This is a genomic window from Enterocloster clostridioformis, assembly GCF_020297485.1.
GTDB classification, from domain to species: Bacteria; Bacillota; Clostridia; order Lachnospirales; family Lachnospiraceae; genus Enterocloster; species Enterocloster clostridioformis.
In genome coordinates, this window is record NZ_JAIWZC010000001.1 from 1,255,502 (window position 1) to 1,271,305 (window position 15,804).

Annotated in this window: 17 protein-coding genes, 2 pseudogenes and 1 riboswitch; of the genes and pseudogenes, 6 read left to right on the forward strand and 13 right to left on the reverse strand. The window is 45.7% G+C overall.

Annotated features, from left to right (window positions below):
• Positions 1-276 precede the first annotated feature (276 nt).
• The 3 genes and pseudogenes from LA360_RS06240 to LA360_RS06250 all read right to left on the reverse strand — a co-directional run.
• The gene (locus LA360_RS06240; RefSeq protein WP_022201297.1) at positions 277-1,695 is read right to left on the reverse strand and encodes an NCS2 family permease; all 1,419 of its coding nucleotides are present in this window, start codon (positions 1,693-1,695) and stop codon (positions 277-279) included.
• A gap of 137 nt (positions 1,696-1,832) precedes the next feature.
• A riboswitch (purine riboswitch) is annotated at positions 1,833-1,929 on the reverse strand.
• Between the two features lie 355 nt (positions 1,930-2,284).
• A complete protein-coding gene (locus LA360_RS06245) occupies positions 2,285-2,578 on the reverse strand; it encodes a hypothetical protein (protein ID WP_002567226.1) in 294 nt (97 codons plus the stop codon).
• A gap of 299 nt (positions 2,579-2,877) precedes the next feature.
• Positions 2,878-3,468, reverse strand: a pseudogene (locus tag LA360_RS06250) (CpXC domain-containing protein); the annotation flags it as partial.
• Positions 3,469-3,618: 150 nt separating this feature from the next.
• On the opposite strand from LA360_RS06250, the gene LA360_RS06255 reads away from it, so the two are divergent.
• The 4 genes from LA360_RS06255 to LA360_RS06270 all read left to right on the forward strand — a co-directional run bounded on the left by LA360_RS06255 (position 3,619) and on the right by LA360_RS06270 (position 6,744).
• Entirely contained in the window at positions 3,619-4,149 is a 531-nt protein-coding gene (locus LA360_RS06255) for a DUF6431 domain-containing protein (protein ID WP_146774921.1), read from the forward strand.
• 78 nt (positions 4,150-4,227) lie between these two features.
• The gene (locus LA360_RS06260; RefSeq protein WP_112481597.1) at positions 4,228-5,643 is read left to right on the forward strand and encodes a DDE-type integrase/transposase/recombinase; all 1,416 of its coding nucleotides are present in this window, start codon (positions 4,228-4,230) and stop codon (positions 5,641-5,643) included.
• Positions 5,636-6,448 carry an ExeA family protein gene (locus LA360_RS06265; protein WP_112482824.1) on the forward strand — a complete coding sequence of 271 codons (813 nt, stop codon included), beginning with the start codon at positions 5,636-5,638 and terminating at the stop codon, positions 6,446-6,448. The genes LA360_RS06260 and LA360_RS06265 overlap by 8 nt, the downstream gene beginning before the upstream one ends.
• A complete protein-coding gene (locus LA360_RS06270) occupies positions 6,448-6,744 on the forward strand; it encodes a hypothetical protein (RefSeq protein ID WP_057573142.1) in 297 nt (98 codons plus the stop codon). The genes LA360_RS06265 and LA360_RS06270 overlap by 1 nt, the downstream gene beginning before the upstream one ends.
• A gap of 363 nt (positions 6,745-7,107) precedes the next feature.
• On the opposite strand, the gene LA360_RS06275 is transcribed toward LA360_RS06270, so the two are convergent.
• The gene (locus LA360_RS06275) at positions 7,108-7,554 is read right to left on the reverse strand and encodes a hypothetical protein (protein WP_022201298.1); all 447 of its coding nucleotides are present in this window, start codon (positions 7,552-7,554) and stop codon (positions 7,108-7,110) included.
• A 243-nt stretch (positions 7,555-7,797) separates the two neighbouring features.
• On the opposite strand from LA360_RS06275, the gene LA360_RS06280 reads away from it, so the two are divergent.
• Both LA360_RS06280 and LA360_RS06285 read left to right on the forward strand, forming a co-directional pair.
• Entirely contained in the window at positions 7,798-8,463 is a 666-nt protein-coding gene (locus tag LA360_RS06280; protein ID WP_022201299.1) for a DUF3298 and DUF4163 domain-containing protein, read from the forward strand.
• A 6-nt stretch (positions 8,464-8,469) separates the two neighbouring features.
• The gene (locus tag LA360_RS06285) at positions 8,470-8,655 is read left to right on the forward strand and encodes a DUF6774 domain-containing protein (RefSeq protein WP_002583772.1); all 186 of its coding nucleotides are present in this window, start codon (positions 8,470-8,472) and stop codon (positions 8,653-8,655) included.
• Positions 8,656-8,753: 98 nt separating this feature from the next.
• On the opposite strand, the pseudogene LA360_RS31810 reads toward LA360_RS06285, so the two are convergent.
• The 9 genes and pseudogenes from LA360_RS31810 to LA360_RS06330 all read right to left on the reverse strand — a co-directional run bounded on the left by LA360_RS31810 (position 8,754) and on the right by LA360_RS06330 (position 15,797).
• A pseudogene (locus LA360_RS31810) lies at positions 8,754-9,954 on the reverse strand (dicarboxylate/amino acid:cation symporter).
• 12 nt (positions 9,955-9,966) lie between these two features.
• Entirely contained in the window at positions 9,967-11,136 is a 1,170-nt protein-coding gene (locus LA360_RS06295) for an aminotransferase class V-fold PLP-dependent enzyme (RefSeq protein ID WP_002583775.1), read from the reverse strand.
• A gap of 16 nt (positions 11,137-11,152) precedes the next feature.
• Complete coding sequence (locus tag LA360_RS06300) at positions 11,153-11,806, reverse strand: helix-turn-helix transcriptional regulator (RefSeq protein ID WP_057573208.1); 654 nt, start codon at positions 11,804-11,806, stop codon at positions 11,153-11,155.
• Between the two features lie 15 nt (positions 11,807-11,821).
• Positions 11,822-12,208 carry a RidA family protein gene (locus tag LA360_RS06305; RefSeq protein ID WP_225537345.1) on the reverse strand — a complete coding sequence of 129 codons (387 nt, stop codon included), beginning with the start codon at positions 12,206-12,208 and terminating at the stop codon, positions 11,822-11,824.
• A gap of 198 nt (positions 12,209-12,406) precedes the next feature.
• Positions 12,407-12,898, reverse strand: coding sequence for an aspartate dehydrogenase domain-containing protein (locus tag LA360_RS06310; RefSeq protein ID WP_074926081.1), 492 nt, complete (start codon positions 12,896-12,898; stop codon positions 12,407-12,409).
• Positions 12,898-13,218, reverse strand: a complete 321-nt coding sequence (locus tag LA360_RS06315; protein ID WP_112482796.1) for a Gfo/Idh/MocA family oxidoreductase — start codon at positions 13,216-13,218, stop codon at positions 12,898-12,900. The genes LA360_RS06310 and LA360_RS06315 overlap by 1 nt, the downstream gene beginning before the upstream one ends.
• 197 nt (positions 13,219-13,415) lie before the next feature.
• The gene (locus tag LA360_RS06320; protein WP_112482798.1) at positions 13,416-14,303 is read right to left on the reverse strand and encodes a PhzF family isomerase; all 888 of its coding nucleotides are present in this window, start codon (positions 14,301-14,303) and stop codon (positions 13,416-13,418) included.
• Between the two features lie 101 nt (positions 14,304-14,404).
• Positions 14,405-14,650 (reverse strand): hypothetical protein, encoded by a 246-nt coding sequence (locus tag LA360_RS06325; protein WP_057573200.1) that lies wholly within the window; start codon positions 14,648-14,650, stop codon positions 14,405-14,407.
• Positions 14,651-14,795: 145 nt separating this feature from the next.
• Complete coding sequence (locus LA360_RS06330; RefSeq protein WP_089776424.1) at positions 14,796-15,797, reverse strand: mannonate dehydratase; 1,002 nt, start codon at positions 15,795-15,797, stop codon at positions 14,796-14,798.
• Positions 15,798-15,804 lie beyond the last annotated feature (7 nt).

Genomic DNA, 15,804 nt, shown 5'->3' on the forward strand with positions numbered 1-15,804 from the left:
CCTGTAAGAATTTTGCATGATTTTCGTCATAAACTACTTACAAACTGTTCATATTTAGGCAACAAACCGCTCATAATTAGTGGATATACTTTATATTGTAAACAGCTAATGCTTATAAGACTTTTTTTCATAATACTCGGCCAGTGGGATATATCCCACTGGCTCCTCCCTTTTCAGGACCATTTCACCATATGGTCCAAGGGTTATCTGTATTTTACCACAACTTTCTCTGATTTTGTAGTCCGGTTTTTCCTCCCCTTCCCATCAAGCCGCTGTTTATCCCAGCGTCATAAATGCATACCTCACCACGAACACTACTGAAATAGCCAGTGTCAGCACCTTCACATCCTGTCTCCTGCCAGTGGTAAGCTTCATCAGGCAATACGTAATCAATCCGAACGCAACGCCATTGGCGATTGAATATGTAAACGGCATGAATACAATGGTGCAGAAAGCGGGAAGGGCGTTGCTCATATCACTAAAATCCACATCCCTGATATTTCCCAGCATTAAGATGCCCACAAAAATCAACGCCGGCGCAGTGGCTGCCGCAGGAACAATACTTACAATAGGCGCAAACAGAATGGCTCCCAAAAACAAAAGGGCTGTTACCAGGCTTGTAAGTCCAGTCCTTCCTCCGGCCGCAATGCCGGCGCTGGATTCCACCACAGTGGTTACCGTGGATGTTCCCACCATGGCACCGGCAGCCGTAGAAATGGCATCCGACATCAGAGCCTGCTTCATCCTGATTACCTCGCCATTTTCATCAATCATGCCCGACTGCTTGGCAGCGCCCAGAAGTGTGCCGATGGAATCAAACATGTTCACAAGTGAAAAGCTGATGACCAGCATGGTTACTGTAAAGATGGTCTCCACCATATTGGCCCCAGAAAATAATCCGGCAAAGTCCATTTTCACAAATGATACCTCTGCGAAATCCCTGAATTTCATTCCGATATTCATATCCAGGTTTGAAATATGGGTCACTCCCAGAGGTATTCCTATGAGCGTGGCAGCCACGATACCCAGAAGAATGGAACCCTTAATTTTTCTGGCATGAAGCGTTCCCATGATGACCAGTCCGGCCAGCGCGACCAGAGCGCTGCTCATAAGAGCCAGGTCAGCCCCTTCTATTTTCCATTGAGAAAAGTCCACCAGGCTTACAAGGGTGGCTGGATTTGAAATGACAATACCTGCATTTTTCAGACCGATGATGGTGATGAACAATCCGATTCCGGGGGTGATGGCTGTCTTTACCGCGTCGGGTATGGACCTTATGATAGCCTCGCGCAGTCCGATGGCCGTTATCACAATGAAGAATACGCCTGAGATAAACACAACCACCAGGGCCTGGCCATATGTGTAGCCCATTCCCAGCACAACCGTGTATGCAAAAAATGCGTTTAATCCCATTCCGGGCGCCTGCGCAAAGGGCACTCTGGCATACAAAGCACAGAGGATCGTTCCGATGAAAGCTCCAATACATGTGCCGATAAATACGCCATTTGCAATTTTCCCTGCCATGGCAGCATCCCCCATGATGACGTAGGGGTCTGCTAAAATCTGCGGATTCAAAATCAGAATATAGGCAATGGTTATAAAAGTGGTGATTCCTGCAAGCACTTCAGTCCTGACGCTTGAATGGTTCTGAGATACCTGGAAAAATCGGTCTATACGTCCTGTTTCTTGTTTCAATGCTATGTCCTCCATGTCATGTTTTAATCTGTGTAATGTGATTAGATTCCTCACGTCGCTATCCCTTGTAGCCGGTCTCCAGCTGCTTTACCACACTTACCCCCCTCCGCCAGCCGATCTTTAACTGCAAAAAAAGAGCCAACTACAAAAAGCCATGTAGTCAACTCTTTACGGTAGTTGGTAGAAACTCTGAGCCAATTCTCAGGATATACATAGTGAATAGCACCAATATTTAATACAAAATTAATTATATATCCTAAAACTTTTTTAGTCTATTGGCTTTTTTATTCAATAATCCTTTCCGGTTTTTGTGCAATATGTACATTCTTATTTCATTCATAAACTTATTACAAACCGTTCATATTTTTGCAACAGACTGCTCACATTTTTTGAATATACTAATCATTGTAGAAGGGCAATGCTAATAACTTTTTTTCATAATACTCAGCCAGCGGGAACAGCCCGCTGGCCGCTCCTCTTTACAGGGGCAATAACACGTACATCCCATCCCCGGTTGAAGATTGGCCGCTCAATGCGGTTCATAATAGAGGTTTAAAAAAAGACAGCGTTCGGCTGTCTTTTTAAATACTTAGTTGATCTGAATCTCCATGGCCTGCTCCGGAAAAAAGTCATTTTCCATATCGTAAATATTGTGGCTGGTGGAGTCCCTCAGCACACGGCCCTCCAGTGAATAACAGCGCATGAACTTGTTCTGTCCGTCCACGCAGGTCCAGTTTTCTGCGTCCCAGGTAAGATATCCCATATCATCTGTTCTCTTCTCCGCAAACTTCATATCAATCTGGCGGTCCTTTTTCATGAAGTCAATCAAACCTTCCTTAGTAACTTCAACTTCCTGCTTGTTAACGCAATCAAATGCTTTCATTCGTCTTCTCCATTCCGCCCTGCCTGCCGCAGTGCATATCTTGATTTTATCCCATAAGGATTCTATCACAAATCTATGTCTCTGGCAATAGATGGATGGACGGTATCAGCCGCTCTTTCCTACACTCATCTGTCCTGCATCAGACTCATCCCCACTAATACTTCCATTGCCTTCTGCTCATCCTTATCCGCAACATATGTCCTCCCCGTACAGGGAGCTGCTTCCATATATATTCATGATGCCGCTGGATCCCACGCCCTCCTTTCTACTCAAACCATCCTGATACTCTGATTATATCATCATACCTCTATCTTCTTCAACGCCTCCGCATACTTCTGATTAATCCGCAGAAATCCTCGGTCTTCCTCCATGGGAATCCTGTCATAATATTTCCCGGCCAGCGTATACAGGCCCTGTGATACAGCTACATGCTTCTCCTGCCCCGGAACGGTAAAAAACATCAGCTTTCTCCGGCTGCCCGCATAATATAACTCCAGATTCCTCTTTGCCATGTGGCGCATGGCCTCCTTTGTTATCTCCATGATTCCATCATTCAGCCCTGCCTCAAAAATCCGTATCTTCTCCGCCAGCTGCTTATAATCATCCACATATCTTAGCTTATATCCTGCCGGACAATCAGACTGCTGAAATACATCCGAATAATCAGTCCCCACACATACCATAAACCTTCTGGCAGGATCGTGATACAAAATATCATACTGTATGTATGACACAGCCTTACAATCAGGGCATACTACTGTTTCAAACCGGTCGTCCAGAATCTGCTGCCTAAGCTCCGGATTCAAGGATGATGTAATACTGTCAAATAATTCAAATGGCATAATAGAACCACATTTAGGACATCTGACTGCATAGTCTCTGCTTCTTGACTGTTGTTGCTAAGCTAATTTGTCATCCATACTGCTCTGCTTGAATGTCAGAGACTTGCTCTGTATAATGTCAATGAACATTCTACAGAAAGAGAAAGTCCCAGAAGACCCTCCCGCTAAGTTGTGTCCTCTGAGACTCATGATAAAACCATGATTATTGTATCAGAGTACACGGAATCTGACAAGGGGGATGGCGTAATTACTATCCATTGTAACGAAAATTGTATATGCCCCATATGCCGGTCCCCTGTCAGCCACCGTGACTGGAAACCACGAATCATGAAGCTGGATGGCGGACAGGTGGTGTGGCTGATGATTGAGCGGAGACGGTGTGACAATGAGGGCTGCCGGAGGCTTCACAGTCTTCTCCCTGATAAGCTCGTCCCTTATAAGCATTATGGCTCCGACCTTATCGCTGCCGTGCTGGATGGTGATATCATGCCGGAGGATACCATGAACGAGGATTATCCTTGTGATGAAACCATACGGCGGTGGCACCACTGGCTTATGGCAAACTTCTCCCGGACAGAAGGTTACTGTCGGCAGGCTATGAGCCTCTTAAGGAATCCCGGACTGGCCGGCGCGGCCATTTTGGAAACAATTAGGAAATCCTGTGACAGGTGGCTTCCCGCTGTCCTGCGCATGGTCTATAACTCAGGCGGTTTCCTGGTATCCGTCTGAGGACATCTTATATGCACCCACTTTGTTTTGGCTGTCAGCGCTTTCTGCGGTATGCTGTCCAAAAAGGAGGTGCATACCATGCAGACAATCAAAAAAGATTTAAACGGGAGGGATAACGAGGCGCTCTCACGCTACACCTTGATCGCGCCACTGCTTGATGAGAGCCTGGATCCCGCCAAACGCAGCCAGCTGCGGGAAGAAGCAGCCTCAAAGTCAGGCTTATCCGAGCGTACCATCTTCCGGTACCTTGCCGCCTATGAAGAAAAAGGCTTCGAGGGTCTCAAACCCGTCGTGCCGGCTCAGGCGGTTGTCTCCGGGAGGCTGCCGGATAATTACCGGAAGATTGTGGAGCAGGCAATCCAACTGAGGAAGGAAGTACCCAGGCGGAGCGTGGAGCAGATCATCTTCATCCTGGAGCAGGAGGGCTGGGCGGAGCCGGGCGTACTCAAGCGCCCTACCCTGCAGCGTCACCTTTATAAAGCCGGTTTCGGCACGAGACAGATGCAGACATACGCAAGCGCACGCGAAAGCTCGTCCAAACGTTTCTGCAAGCCCAACAGGATGATGATGCTGCAGGCTGATATCAAGTATGGGTGTAAGCTCCCCATAGGGAAAAACGGGGCGATGGTGCAGACATATCTGTCCTCCGCCATCGATGACCACTCCAGATACCTGGTCCATTCCCGGTTTTATGACAACCAGGAGGAAAGCATCGTGGAGGATACCTTCCGGAACGTCCTCTTGAAGGCCGGGGCTTGTGATGCCGTATACTTTGACAACGGTTCGCAGTATGTGGCAAAACAGCTGAAATTCTCCCTTGCCAGACTTGGGATTACGGTTCGGCACGCAAAAGTCCGCAGCGGAAAATCAAAGGGGAAAATAGAAAAATTCCATCAGGTGGTCGATGCTTTTCTCAGGGAGGCCCGGATCCATAAGGTCAAAACACTGGAAGAGCTTAACCGGCACTGGAAAAACTACCTGGAGGAATACTACCATAAGCAGCCGCACGAGGGCATCCGGGAGTATTATGAGAGCCTTGGCATGCCCGTCCCACCAGAAGGGATCACCCCTCTCCAGGAGTGGAACCGGGACTGCCGGCCTTTAAAGTTCCTGGATACATCCGTAGTGGCGGAAGCGTTCCTCCATCATGAAGAACGCCTTGTTGACAAGGGCGGCTGTATCAGCTTTCAGGGCCGCAAATATGAGACAAAACCGTCCCTTATCGGTTTCCGGGTGGAGATTTCCTATGACCCTGCTTCGCCGGAAACCATCACGATCCGCCATAAAGGGATTGAACCGTTTACCGCAAAGCCGCTCGAAATGAGGCCGTTTTGTGATAAAAAAGACCCCCTGCCGATTTCCATGCAGGAAACGGAGCCGGATAATTCCCGTATGCTGGAGGCGCTGGAAAAGAAGAGCGCAGCATCCAAAAAGCACATGGCAGATGCCATCTCTTTCGGACAGTACAGGAAGGATGGTGGCAGCAATGTATAAAGCTTTTTACGAATTGCAGCGTCTCCCTTTCGTGCGCGATATCCCGTCGGGGATGCTGTATGAGTCACCGGCGATGGCGGACACCCTTGGGCGCCTGTCTTATGTGGCAGACCGCCAGCTGTTCGCCGTGGTGACGGCGGATGCCGGGTGCGGCAAGTCAACGCTGGTGCGCCGTTTTGTGGAGACGCTCCCCAAAGAGGAATATATCTTCCTCTACCTGTCGGACTCCAAACTGACCCCAAGATGGTTCTACAAAGGCATGCTCGACCAGCTGGGCGTGGAATCAAAGTTCTACCGCGGCGATGCCAAGAGGCAGCTTCAGAAGGAGGTGGAGATCATCCGCGGCGTGCAGGGCAGGAAAGTCGTCTGCATCCTGGATGAAGCACACCTTCTGGAAAAAGAGACCATTGAGGAATTCCGCTTCCTGCTGAATTATAAATTCGATTCTATGAGCCCTATGGCACTCGTGCTCGTCGGGCAGACGGAGCTGTGGGATAAACTCCGGCTCCAGCGGTATGCGGCCGTCAGGCAGCGGATTGATTTAAGCTGCATCCTGCCCCATCTTGACCGTGCGCAGACGGAAAGATATATCCGTTCCCACCTTGCGTATGCCGGAGGCAGGCAGGATATCTTTACCGATAAGGCCATGGACGAGATCTTCCGCGAGTCCACGGGGATCCCAAGGCGCATCAACCGGATCTGTAACGGCTGCCTGATGTACGCCAGCCAGCAGGGAAAGCGTCTCACGGACGAACATCAGGTAAGGTTTGTCCTCGAACATGAGATGCTGGGAGGTGAGGCCTGATGGTTCAGAACAAAGAACATCGCCCGGCAGAGACCTTTGCTGACCGCATGCGCCAGTCCGGCGTATTGGATCTGCTGGAGGAATACATGGACATCCGGGACGAACTGGAGGAAGCCCTCAATTCCATAGAACTGCTCCATGGGGATATCAGGATCGCCATGGATGACATCAGCGGACAGCTTGAAGATCTTCAGGAGCATATGGATAACGTCAGCAGTAAACTGCGCAGGTTCAAATCGCCGCATGCAAAGCAGTATGAAGTTGTCAAAGATCAAGGCGTGCTTCCATTTGACTGAAAAGCCTATGCAGGAGCACTCTCTATCAAAACGATGGTTTTAAGGGTGGAGAAATCCACCCAGAAGCCACCGCAATGACTGACATGAGTTAGAGCAGCCTGCTGAAAAATGAACAAATCTGGTCAGCGTCATATCAGGAGGTCAGTAACACTTGACATCGCGCCGCCTCCAAACATTTGTTCGATACACAAAGTATATCAAACACAACTAATGTTGTCAAACGAAACCCGAACATTTGTTTCCCCCGTATTCTTTCCTCAATCAGATTTTCCTTCTGATTTCCGTGTTTAAAATAATCATAAAATGCGGATCCGCCTTTCACGTATCCGCATAAATGTAAAACATATCTGTATATTTATATCATCAGGAAGCAGATTCATCCCCTCCATATTTTATGGCATTCAGGAACGCATCAAGTGTATACTCTTTATCAAATTCATCCGCGATGCTGTATTGCTGCTGGTTCATTTTACTGTTAAAAAATTCCACCAGGCTGGCCTCGTCACGGATAATATGTTCCTCAACATAGGATCCCTCCCATTGGAACAGGTTCCGTTTGCCGTTCCAGTGCGACACACCTATTACCATTTCATAGCTCTCGGATTTACCTGGCGCGTCCGAAATCCCGGATATCTTTTCATTGATTATTTCATTTCCAAAATCCGGGTTGACATAGGTTCCATTTCGTTCACCGCAATAAGCCTCTATCTGCTGTTTTAATCCTGGAATGAATGTCTCCTCCCAGAATCTGTTAAATTCCTGGATTTCTTCCCGCTTTTTCCGGTTAAAAATATAATAACTTGTAGACAATCGTACTACCTCCATATGTTTCCAAACTCTCATTGTTTTATAGAGCATAAGATTTTTATATATAAACCTTCTATATTATACCAAAATTCAGTCCGTAAAGCCACTATAGATTTTATTGCCCACATGTCCCCTGTTTTATGCAAAATAACCATTCCATTACGCATACCGCGTTTTCTGTTTCACACTGTCATGCAGGGAAGCTTTATGAATATACTATTATAACTCCTTAAATCAGGAACCAATATGCAGACAATCACAGAACTAACCTTAAACGACTCCATGTTTTATAGGAACATACCGGTTTTTACCTATCACATTACTTATCCATCTTTCTCCACCACCTGTGTTTTAGCTGCTGCCCAAACAGCAAACACCTATTATATGCAGCTTGCAAAGACTACAGAACAGTATTGCCGTACCGTCCTCTACCCCCAGGCGGTTGAGAGTGCCAGATATATCCCGGCCAATTATCCGCCCTTTAACCGCTACACCCTGGATATGACTTATCATATAACCTATAATTCCGGCTGCATTACCAGTCTTTATATGGATACCTACACCTACATGGGCGGCGCCCACCAGGAGCTGAAACGGACATCGGACACCTGGGATTTCAGCTCCGGCAGACAGTTACACCTGGATGATATTTCTCCCCTTACTCCCGCCGCCCTGACCGGGCTTCAAACAGCCATAGAACAGCAAATTGCAGAACGCTTAAAGGAATCCCCGGGAGCTTACTTTGAAGATTACCCCTATCTTCTGAGAAATAATTTTAATCAAAGTCAGTTCTTTCTGCGGCCCGGACAAATTGTCATATATTATCAGCAATATGAAATTGCTCCCTATGCAACGGGCGTACCGGAATTTTCCTTTCCGCGGCCATACAATCAAATGACTACAAGGAGGTAATTTGTCTTGCAATCCTGCGAACTTGCCCTTTCCATATCCACTCTTGCCTGCTGCATTGCAGAAGGTAAAAGCCCTGAAGAAATCGCCCTTATCAGTTCCATATTCATGCAATTGGGGGATACGTTAACCACCATTGCAGCACACCAGGCGCTGTGCTGCCCTCCGGAGAACGGGGATAAGCAGACATCATAAATGCCTGCCATCATAACAAACGCTCTTACCTTAACCCGGCAAAAAGGACGGTTGAGTCTTGCTCTCCCGCCCTTTTTACTCAGGTTTATATGTTTGCTTTAATCCTTACTCTCAAGATGAGCCACTATGTAGGTTCCTACCAAATCGCCCAAACAGTTCATCATGGTATACACCATGTCAATCAAAGCAAAAATACCGGAAATAATACCTACCACCTCAAGAGGAAGTCCAAATGCGTCTATAACAATAGCTATTGTTACAATCCCTCCTCCCGGTACACCGCCGGCTCCGGTTGTGAGGATGAGGGATATCAGTATTGCCTTTATCAGCATATCCATGGTCACAGGTGCGCCAATGGCCTGCGCCGCAAACAGAAATGTGATTGCCAGCATCATACCATTTCCGTCTTTATTCACCTGGGAACCAAGAGGAATGGTAAAGCCCGATATGGATTTAGGAACATTCATGCTGTCCGCACATTCTATTCCAACCGGTACACATGCAAGGCTGGAGCTGGTTCCGAGAGCTGTTATCATTAAAGGGGATGCCTTTTTAAGAAACCAAAATGGATTACACTTTCCAAAAACTGTAAGTAAAACGCCATATACTGCTATTTGAATCAACACACACATAGGATGCACCGAGGTATTTGGCAAGGAATCCTCCCAGCTGTGCGCCATAGGTACCAACTGTACAGGCCATTAAAGCGCAGATACCGATAGGCGCATAGCCCATAATTATTCCAACCAGTTTATTAAACAGATTCGCAAGACTGTCTACACCGCTTTTCAGAACCACTCTGTCCTCCTTTTTTACGAACAGCATGGCCACACCCACAAAGGCACTGAACACCACAATCTGGTCAAACTTACCATTTGTAAGAGATGCAAAAATATTAGACGGAATCAGCCCCACTATGGTATCTCCGAAAGAAGGTATGGTCTCAATTGCCTGGTCATATGTTCCTTGCAGCACAAAGCCCTTGCCCGGCTGCAGTACAGTTCCCAGAAGCAGACCTAAAACAATAGCAACAACCGTGGTGATACAGTAATAAAACATTATTTTAATCCCTACTCTACCAAAAATCTTCGGATCGTCCAGGGATGAAATACCGGAAATAAGATTTACCACAATCAGGGGTAATGCAGCCATTTTTAAAAGATTTAAAAATACTGTGCCCAAGGGCTTTATGACATTAATTTTCTCTCCAAAAACAGCCCCCAAAATAATACCTATTACCATAGCAACTAACAGTTTCGTCAAAAGCGGAATCTTCCTATACTTTTCCATCATACTCATACAGATCCCCTCCTATCTGTTGATTCTGTCAACCTCATGCAACGCTGCAGATACTTTATCCATCTGTTCCTGTGTGTTGTAAAAGTCAATACCTAACCGAATATACCCTCCTCTCATAGTGCAGTGAATCTTATGTCTCCTTAATATGGAAATCACTTCCTCGTCAGCGTGGGATGGATAATAGACACATACCACCCCTCCCCAATTCTTTTTATCTTCTGCCTGCACAACGTGAAGGTCCAAATCTTCCAGTTGCTTTCGCAAATACATCTCCAGCTGCCTGACATATTCATCAATGTTCTTGATTCCCAGCTCCAGTATCAGCTCAATCCCCTTGTTAATTGCGTTAATACAGTTATAACTTAAATTCCCGGATTCAAAGCGTCTGGCATTGGGGTGCCATTCCAGAAAGTCAAAATTGGTAGTTATGGCCGGCGGAGCCACATGGCTTATAACGCTTTGGTATGATGCATAGGGAGGTATGATGTCTTTTACAATCCGGTTAGTGCAATAAACGATTCCGGCTCCCAGTGTTCCCAGAAGGCCTTTATTGGTGCCTGCAACCAACCAGTCAATATTCATGGCCTGTACATCTATATCCAATCTCCCCAAAGCCTGAATACCATCTACCATAAATATCACGTTCTTCTCCTTGCATGCTGCACCCAGCTTATGTAAATCTGCAAAAAATCCTGTGCTGAACTGCACTGCAGACACTGTAAGTATTTTTGTGTTTTCATCAATCGCTGCAATCATATCATCTGCGTTGATTTCCCCGTCTCTGCTCTTCACCACATGGAGGTCCACGTTTTTACGTTGGTGCAGGTTGATCCACGGAAACAAATTCGCTTGATGCTCCTGGTCTGCGACTATCACATTATCCCCTTCTTTAAACGGATAGCCTTCTGCCAATATGGATACACCTTCACAGGTGTTCTTTACAAAAGCAACCTCAAGGGAATCCACCGCATGAATCAGTTGCGCCACCTTTTTACGCGTATCCGAAACCATGTCCCATGCTTTCGGAACAATATCATCGCCATAATTGGCGATATAATCCTGCATAAAAGATTCATATGCTTTCTGAACCCTTATTGGCGGCATTACAACCGAAGAAACATTTAAAAAAATATCCTCGCCCAGGAAAGAAAACTCACTCTCTATCAGTTTCCTATTCAGCATCTGCCTTCCTCCTTAATCATTCACTGGTATCATTCAGGTTTTGCCCATCATTGATATAGTTATAAATTGTATACCTTGACACATCATAGTATTTTGACACAATCGTGCTGGCATTTTTTATTTTAAATGCCCCCTTATTATTCAAATATCGAATACCATCAATCTTCTGCTCCCGGTTCATTACAGCAACCGGAGCCCCAACATAATTAATGGATTCATTTATCAACGATATCAGCAAATCATCCACATTATTGTAGACAGTAGCCTCCACCTTCTCGTCCTCTCCTGATCCCACATAGCTATTAAGGAAATTTCTGGCTATCATAGCATCTGTAATATCGCAGTTCACACAGAGAGAACCTAATATTTTACCCTGCTCGTCTTTAATATATATGGTACTGGATTTTAAATAACGCCCATCCTTTGTCTGGGAGATATACCCAAACTTTCCCTCATCCGCCTCCTCACCATGCATGATTTTTAATCCAATGGACGTGCCGCTGTCGCCCACCTCTCTTTTTGTAACATTGCCATTGGAGATGGCCACGATCGTGCGGGCGAAATCCTTTTTATAATCATGTACTACAAACTCTACTGATTCCCCAAAATGCTTTCCTAATCCTCGGATTAAAACATCCAATGCCGGTAATAATTCACTGATTTCCTTCAACGTATCATCCTACTTTCAATTTTCTGTCTTTTTTGCTATCACATCAATCTCCACTAATATCCCCCTGAGCTGAACACCAAATGTAGATCTGGCAGGGAACGGTTCCGATATCATGGCACGATACACCTCGTTCATATCATCAAAATAAGATATATCGGACAAATATACCGTTGACCTGACTATATCGGCCAGTGTACATCCCGCTTCCTTTAGAACACACTCTACATTCTTAATAACCTGTTCTGTCTGAGACTTGATTCCATTTTTCATTTCTCCAGTAACTGGATCAACCGGTCTCTGTCCTGATACAAAGACGAATTGTTCGGTTTCTATTCCCTGGGAATAAGGTCCAGCCGGTGGCGGTGCCTGCTTTGTAAGCAGTTGAATTTTCTGTTCCATCATAAACCCCCTTTTACTTAAAATCATTACACCTCTTGTTTCTGATTTTATTATACACTATTATCTATATAATTACAATATTATTTTAATATTTCAACAAATATTTTATGTTTGTTTAAAACAAATGTTTATGCAATAAAATATAGCAGAGGATCTCTGCAATCCTCTGCCATCCAATTTTAATATTCATACTTTAATTCATCACAGCATAATCGTCTGCGACATTTTCTCCAGTAAAGCCAAAACGCTCCACGCAGCTAAGGTTGACGATTTAGCATTCTTCTCACTAGGTTTTACAGCCACCTTAATCTCAATTGTTCCAAAATCTCCATTAAGCCTGATATCATGAATATTTGTTTCCAACCCTGGACAACTGCTGATTTTGACTCTTGTCTCATCGACTCCAAGGGTTGCTAATGCCATGGAGACCGCAACATTTACATTCTTAGGAAATCCTGCGATTGCTTCCCTTGAACTGCCCTTAAAGACCAATTGTTCCTGATGTTCCGGTAATTCCTTTCCATCAAGATAGGGAGCTCCATTAAGAGAATGAGGATTCTTTGTGGTATGTATTTCGGCATCTCCAAGTCCGCCAAAACGCACTGCCCTCATAAGATCAAAGCCGCCTATGGCTCCACTGGCCACATAAAGCTTTGCCTCTGATTCAGAACCCGCCTGATTTATTCTTTCCATCAGTCTGCCATCCGCCAATGCCCCACAGAAAGAATGATCATATCAATGCCTGCCTTAAGAATATCACAGGCCATGCTTTCCACAACCTCTTTTGAGGCTGCTTCTATGACATAAGCAGGTTTATATGCAATGATTTCTTCAAGATACAACGCCCTTTTGACCCCCAGCCGTTCTGCCAGCTTCTCTGCCTGGAACTGCTGCCTGTCATAAACCGCGGATATCTCATAGTGCTTCACCAGTTTATCATTAATACCATCTGCAATAATTGACCCTAGTACACCGCATCCTATTATTATAATACTTTTTTTATCAGAACCCATAGCAACGCTTTTTCCTCTCCCTTTAAGAATCTTGCTTTTATCATAACTCAAATATCCGGAAAAGAAAAGTTGCTTTATCTAAAATGATTACCTCCATATTTTATTTACCAACTATTGCCTTCAATTGTCATAATAACATCCCAATAGGGCGAAGCTGAATTATCCAATAATAGGAAATTCAGTTCTTTATCATATATTTAAATGGTAATCTCCGTTGAAAAGGCAGTTACAGCATTCCCCGTAATTTGAACCAACTTCGGCGCTCCGTGCTCTTTTTCAACATGAACATGTATTGTGCCATCGCGTTTGACAGCTTCCCCCTGCAAAATATCAAAGTCGAGGCACGGTTCATCGGCATCCTGCAAAATATTATAATGTACTAAATAAGCGCCCAGCGGGCCGTTTGAATTTCCTGTTACAGGGTCCTCCGCAATCCCAATCGCCGGGGCAAACATCCTTCCGTGGACCAAAATTATTTTCTGCGGATTGAGTGTAAAGGCATAATACCCGTTACACTCAATTTGTTTGCTAATCTCCGTCAGCTTTTGCAAATCCGGCTGAAGTCCGTGAAGCAGCTCATTTGAATAAAGAGGAACCATAACCTTGGAATGCCCGGTGGAAGCAATCGCAACGGGATATTCCCTGCAAATCTCCTCACGAGCGATTCCCAAAGCGTCCGCAATCCGATTTCTTACAGTATCCCCAGCAGGCGCAGATACCGCAGGTGTTCCCTGCGTCATTATGATTGAGTAGTCGTTTTCGTCTCGGACAACATCCACGGGCAATAAGTCTGCTTTTGTTTTTTGGACAACTGTTCCGCATTCTAAATTTTTCTCTTTGGCCCGGACATAATGGGCCGCTATCGTGGCATGACTGCATATAGGAACTTCTGTTGTGGGTGCAAAAAACCGTACTTCTACATCATAATCCGTAGAATCTGCTTCAAAAATAAAAGCTGTTTCCGAATTATTTAATTCTCTGGCGATTCTCTGCATCTGCTCCTCTGTCAGTCCCTTTGCATCAGGAATTACGCCGGCAGGATTGCCATGAAATCTGTCCTTTGTAAATGAATCCACTTGGTAAATCTTATACGTTTTAACAAAATATTCCTCTCAGACTTTCGATTTTCGAGTGTGCTTTAAACGCCTAAATTCCTGTATTTCGCCGCCTTACTCATAGCTCCCAACTATATGAATGTAAAATAAGCATTAAGCAGTACTAATATCATCGCGAACACACTTAATACTGAATAAAATATCTTCATCCCCTTACTTTTTGTATTCCTGACAGAATATACCAAATAAACAAACCATACCGTGTAAGCACATATGGTAAAAAGGGGATTTCTGACCAGATACAAAAGAATAAACAGGATATTGACCACTTTCATCCCATCCTCTGAAAACAACTGTTTTTTCAATCTTTCCAGCATGGCTTTCCTCCTCACTGAATCCTGTTCACTGGCAAGCTGTTGACAGCTTGCAGAACACACGACTTTCACCTGTTAGAGTGCGCCCATGGCGCACAAACAAAGAGAGACATCGCACTCGAAATGCCTCTCTCGCTTATCCCCGTATTTATTTTTCGTCATCGTAATCCATCATGCTGATAAGTCCCTGCAGCTTGCCGATCTCATAGGCCCGCGCGCGGTGGCCGAATTTGGAATCACTTTCCATGATGGGAACGTGATCCTCGCAGACATAGCCCTTAAAGCCGGATTCCTTCAACTTTCTCATCACCCTCGCCGGGTTATAGTTTCCTTCGCCCAGATAGCATTCCCTAAAATCATCCGGCACGCCCAGCACATCCCGGAAATGAACGTAGAAAATCTTTCCCCTATGGCCGAAATAGTCGATAAATCGCTCTACCACCGGGGCGCCGCCCATCTCCGAGCAGCAGCCTAGACACAAATCAACGCCCCAGGCCGGACTGTTGGTCTCCCTGTCTGCGCGGACATAGCTCTCGAAGCTGTTAAAGATCCTGGCCACACCCGATACACAGGCCACCGGCGGATCGTCAGGATGAAGCGCCATCTTCACGCCGGCCTTTTCAGCCTCCGGCAGGATCGCCTTCATAAAATATTCATGGTTCTTCCACATATCTTCAGGATCGGGAATCTCCACGTCCAGCCGGGCGGCGTAAGCCACGCGGTTTCCGTCCCGCCTCGCCGCCTCATCATTATAAGCGGAAACCCTCGCCCCTCCTCTGGTTTTCGCCTCATAGGAGGTGCGCCACACGAAGGTCGGAGTAAAATGATATCCGAAATAAGTGATTCCTAGCTTTCCGAAGCTGCGGATCAGCCCGATGTAATTCTCTATCTGCTCGTCGCGCCCCGGAAGTCCCAGCATTACCTTGTCATAAAACCGGATTGGCACATTTTCAATGCAGACCAGTTTGACCCCGTAGGATTCCGTTTTCTCCTTATATGCTTTGATATCCTCAAACGCCCAGGTCTTCTCTCCGGGAATGTCCGGCGTGTTGTACTGAATATCCGTGATTCCAAGCTGCTGGAAATAGATCAACGTCTCCGGGTCAATGGTATTTAACTGGCAGCCCAGTAATTTAATATTTGAAGCCATAGCAGCG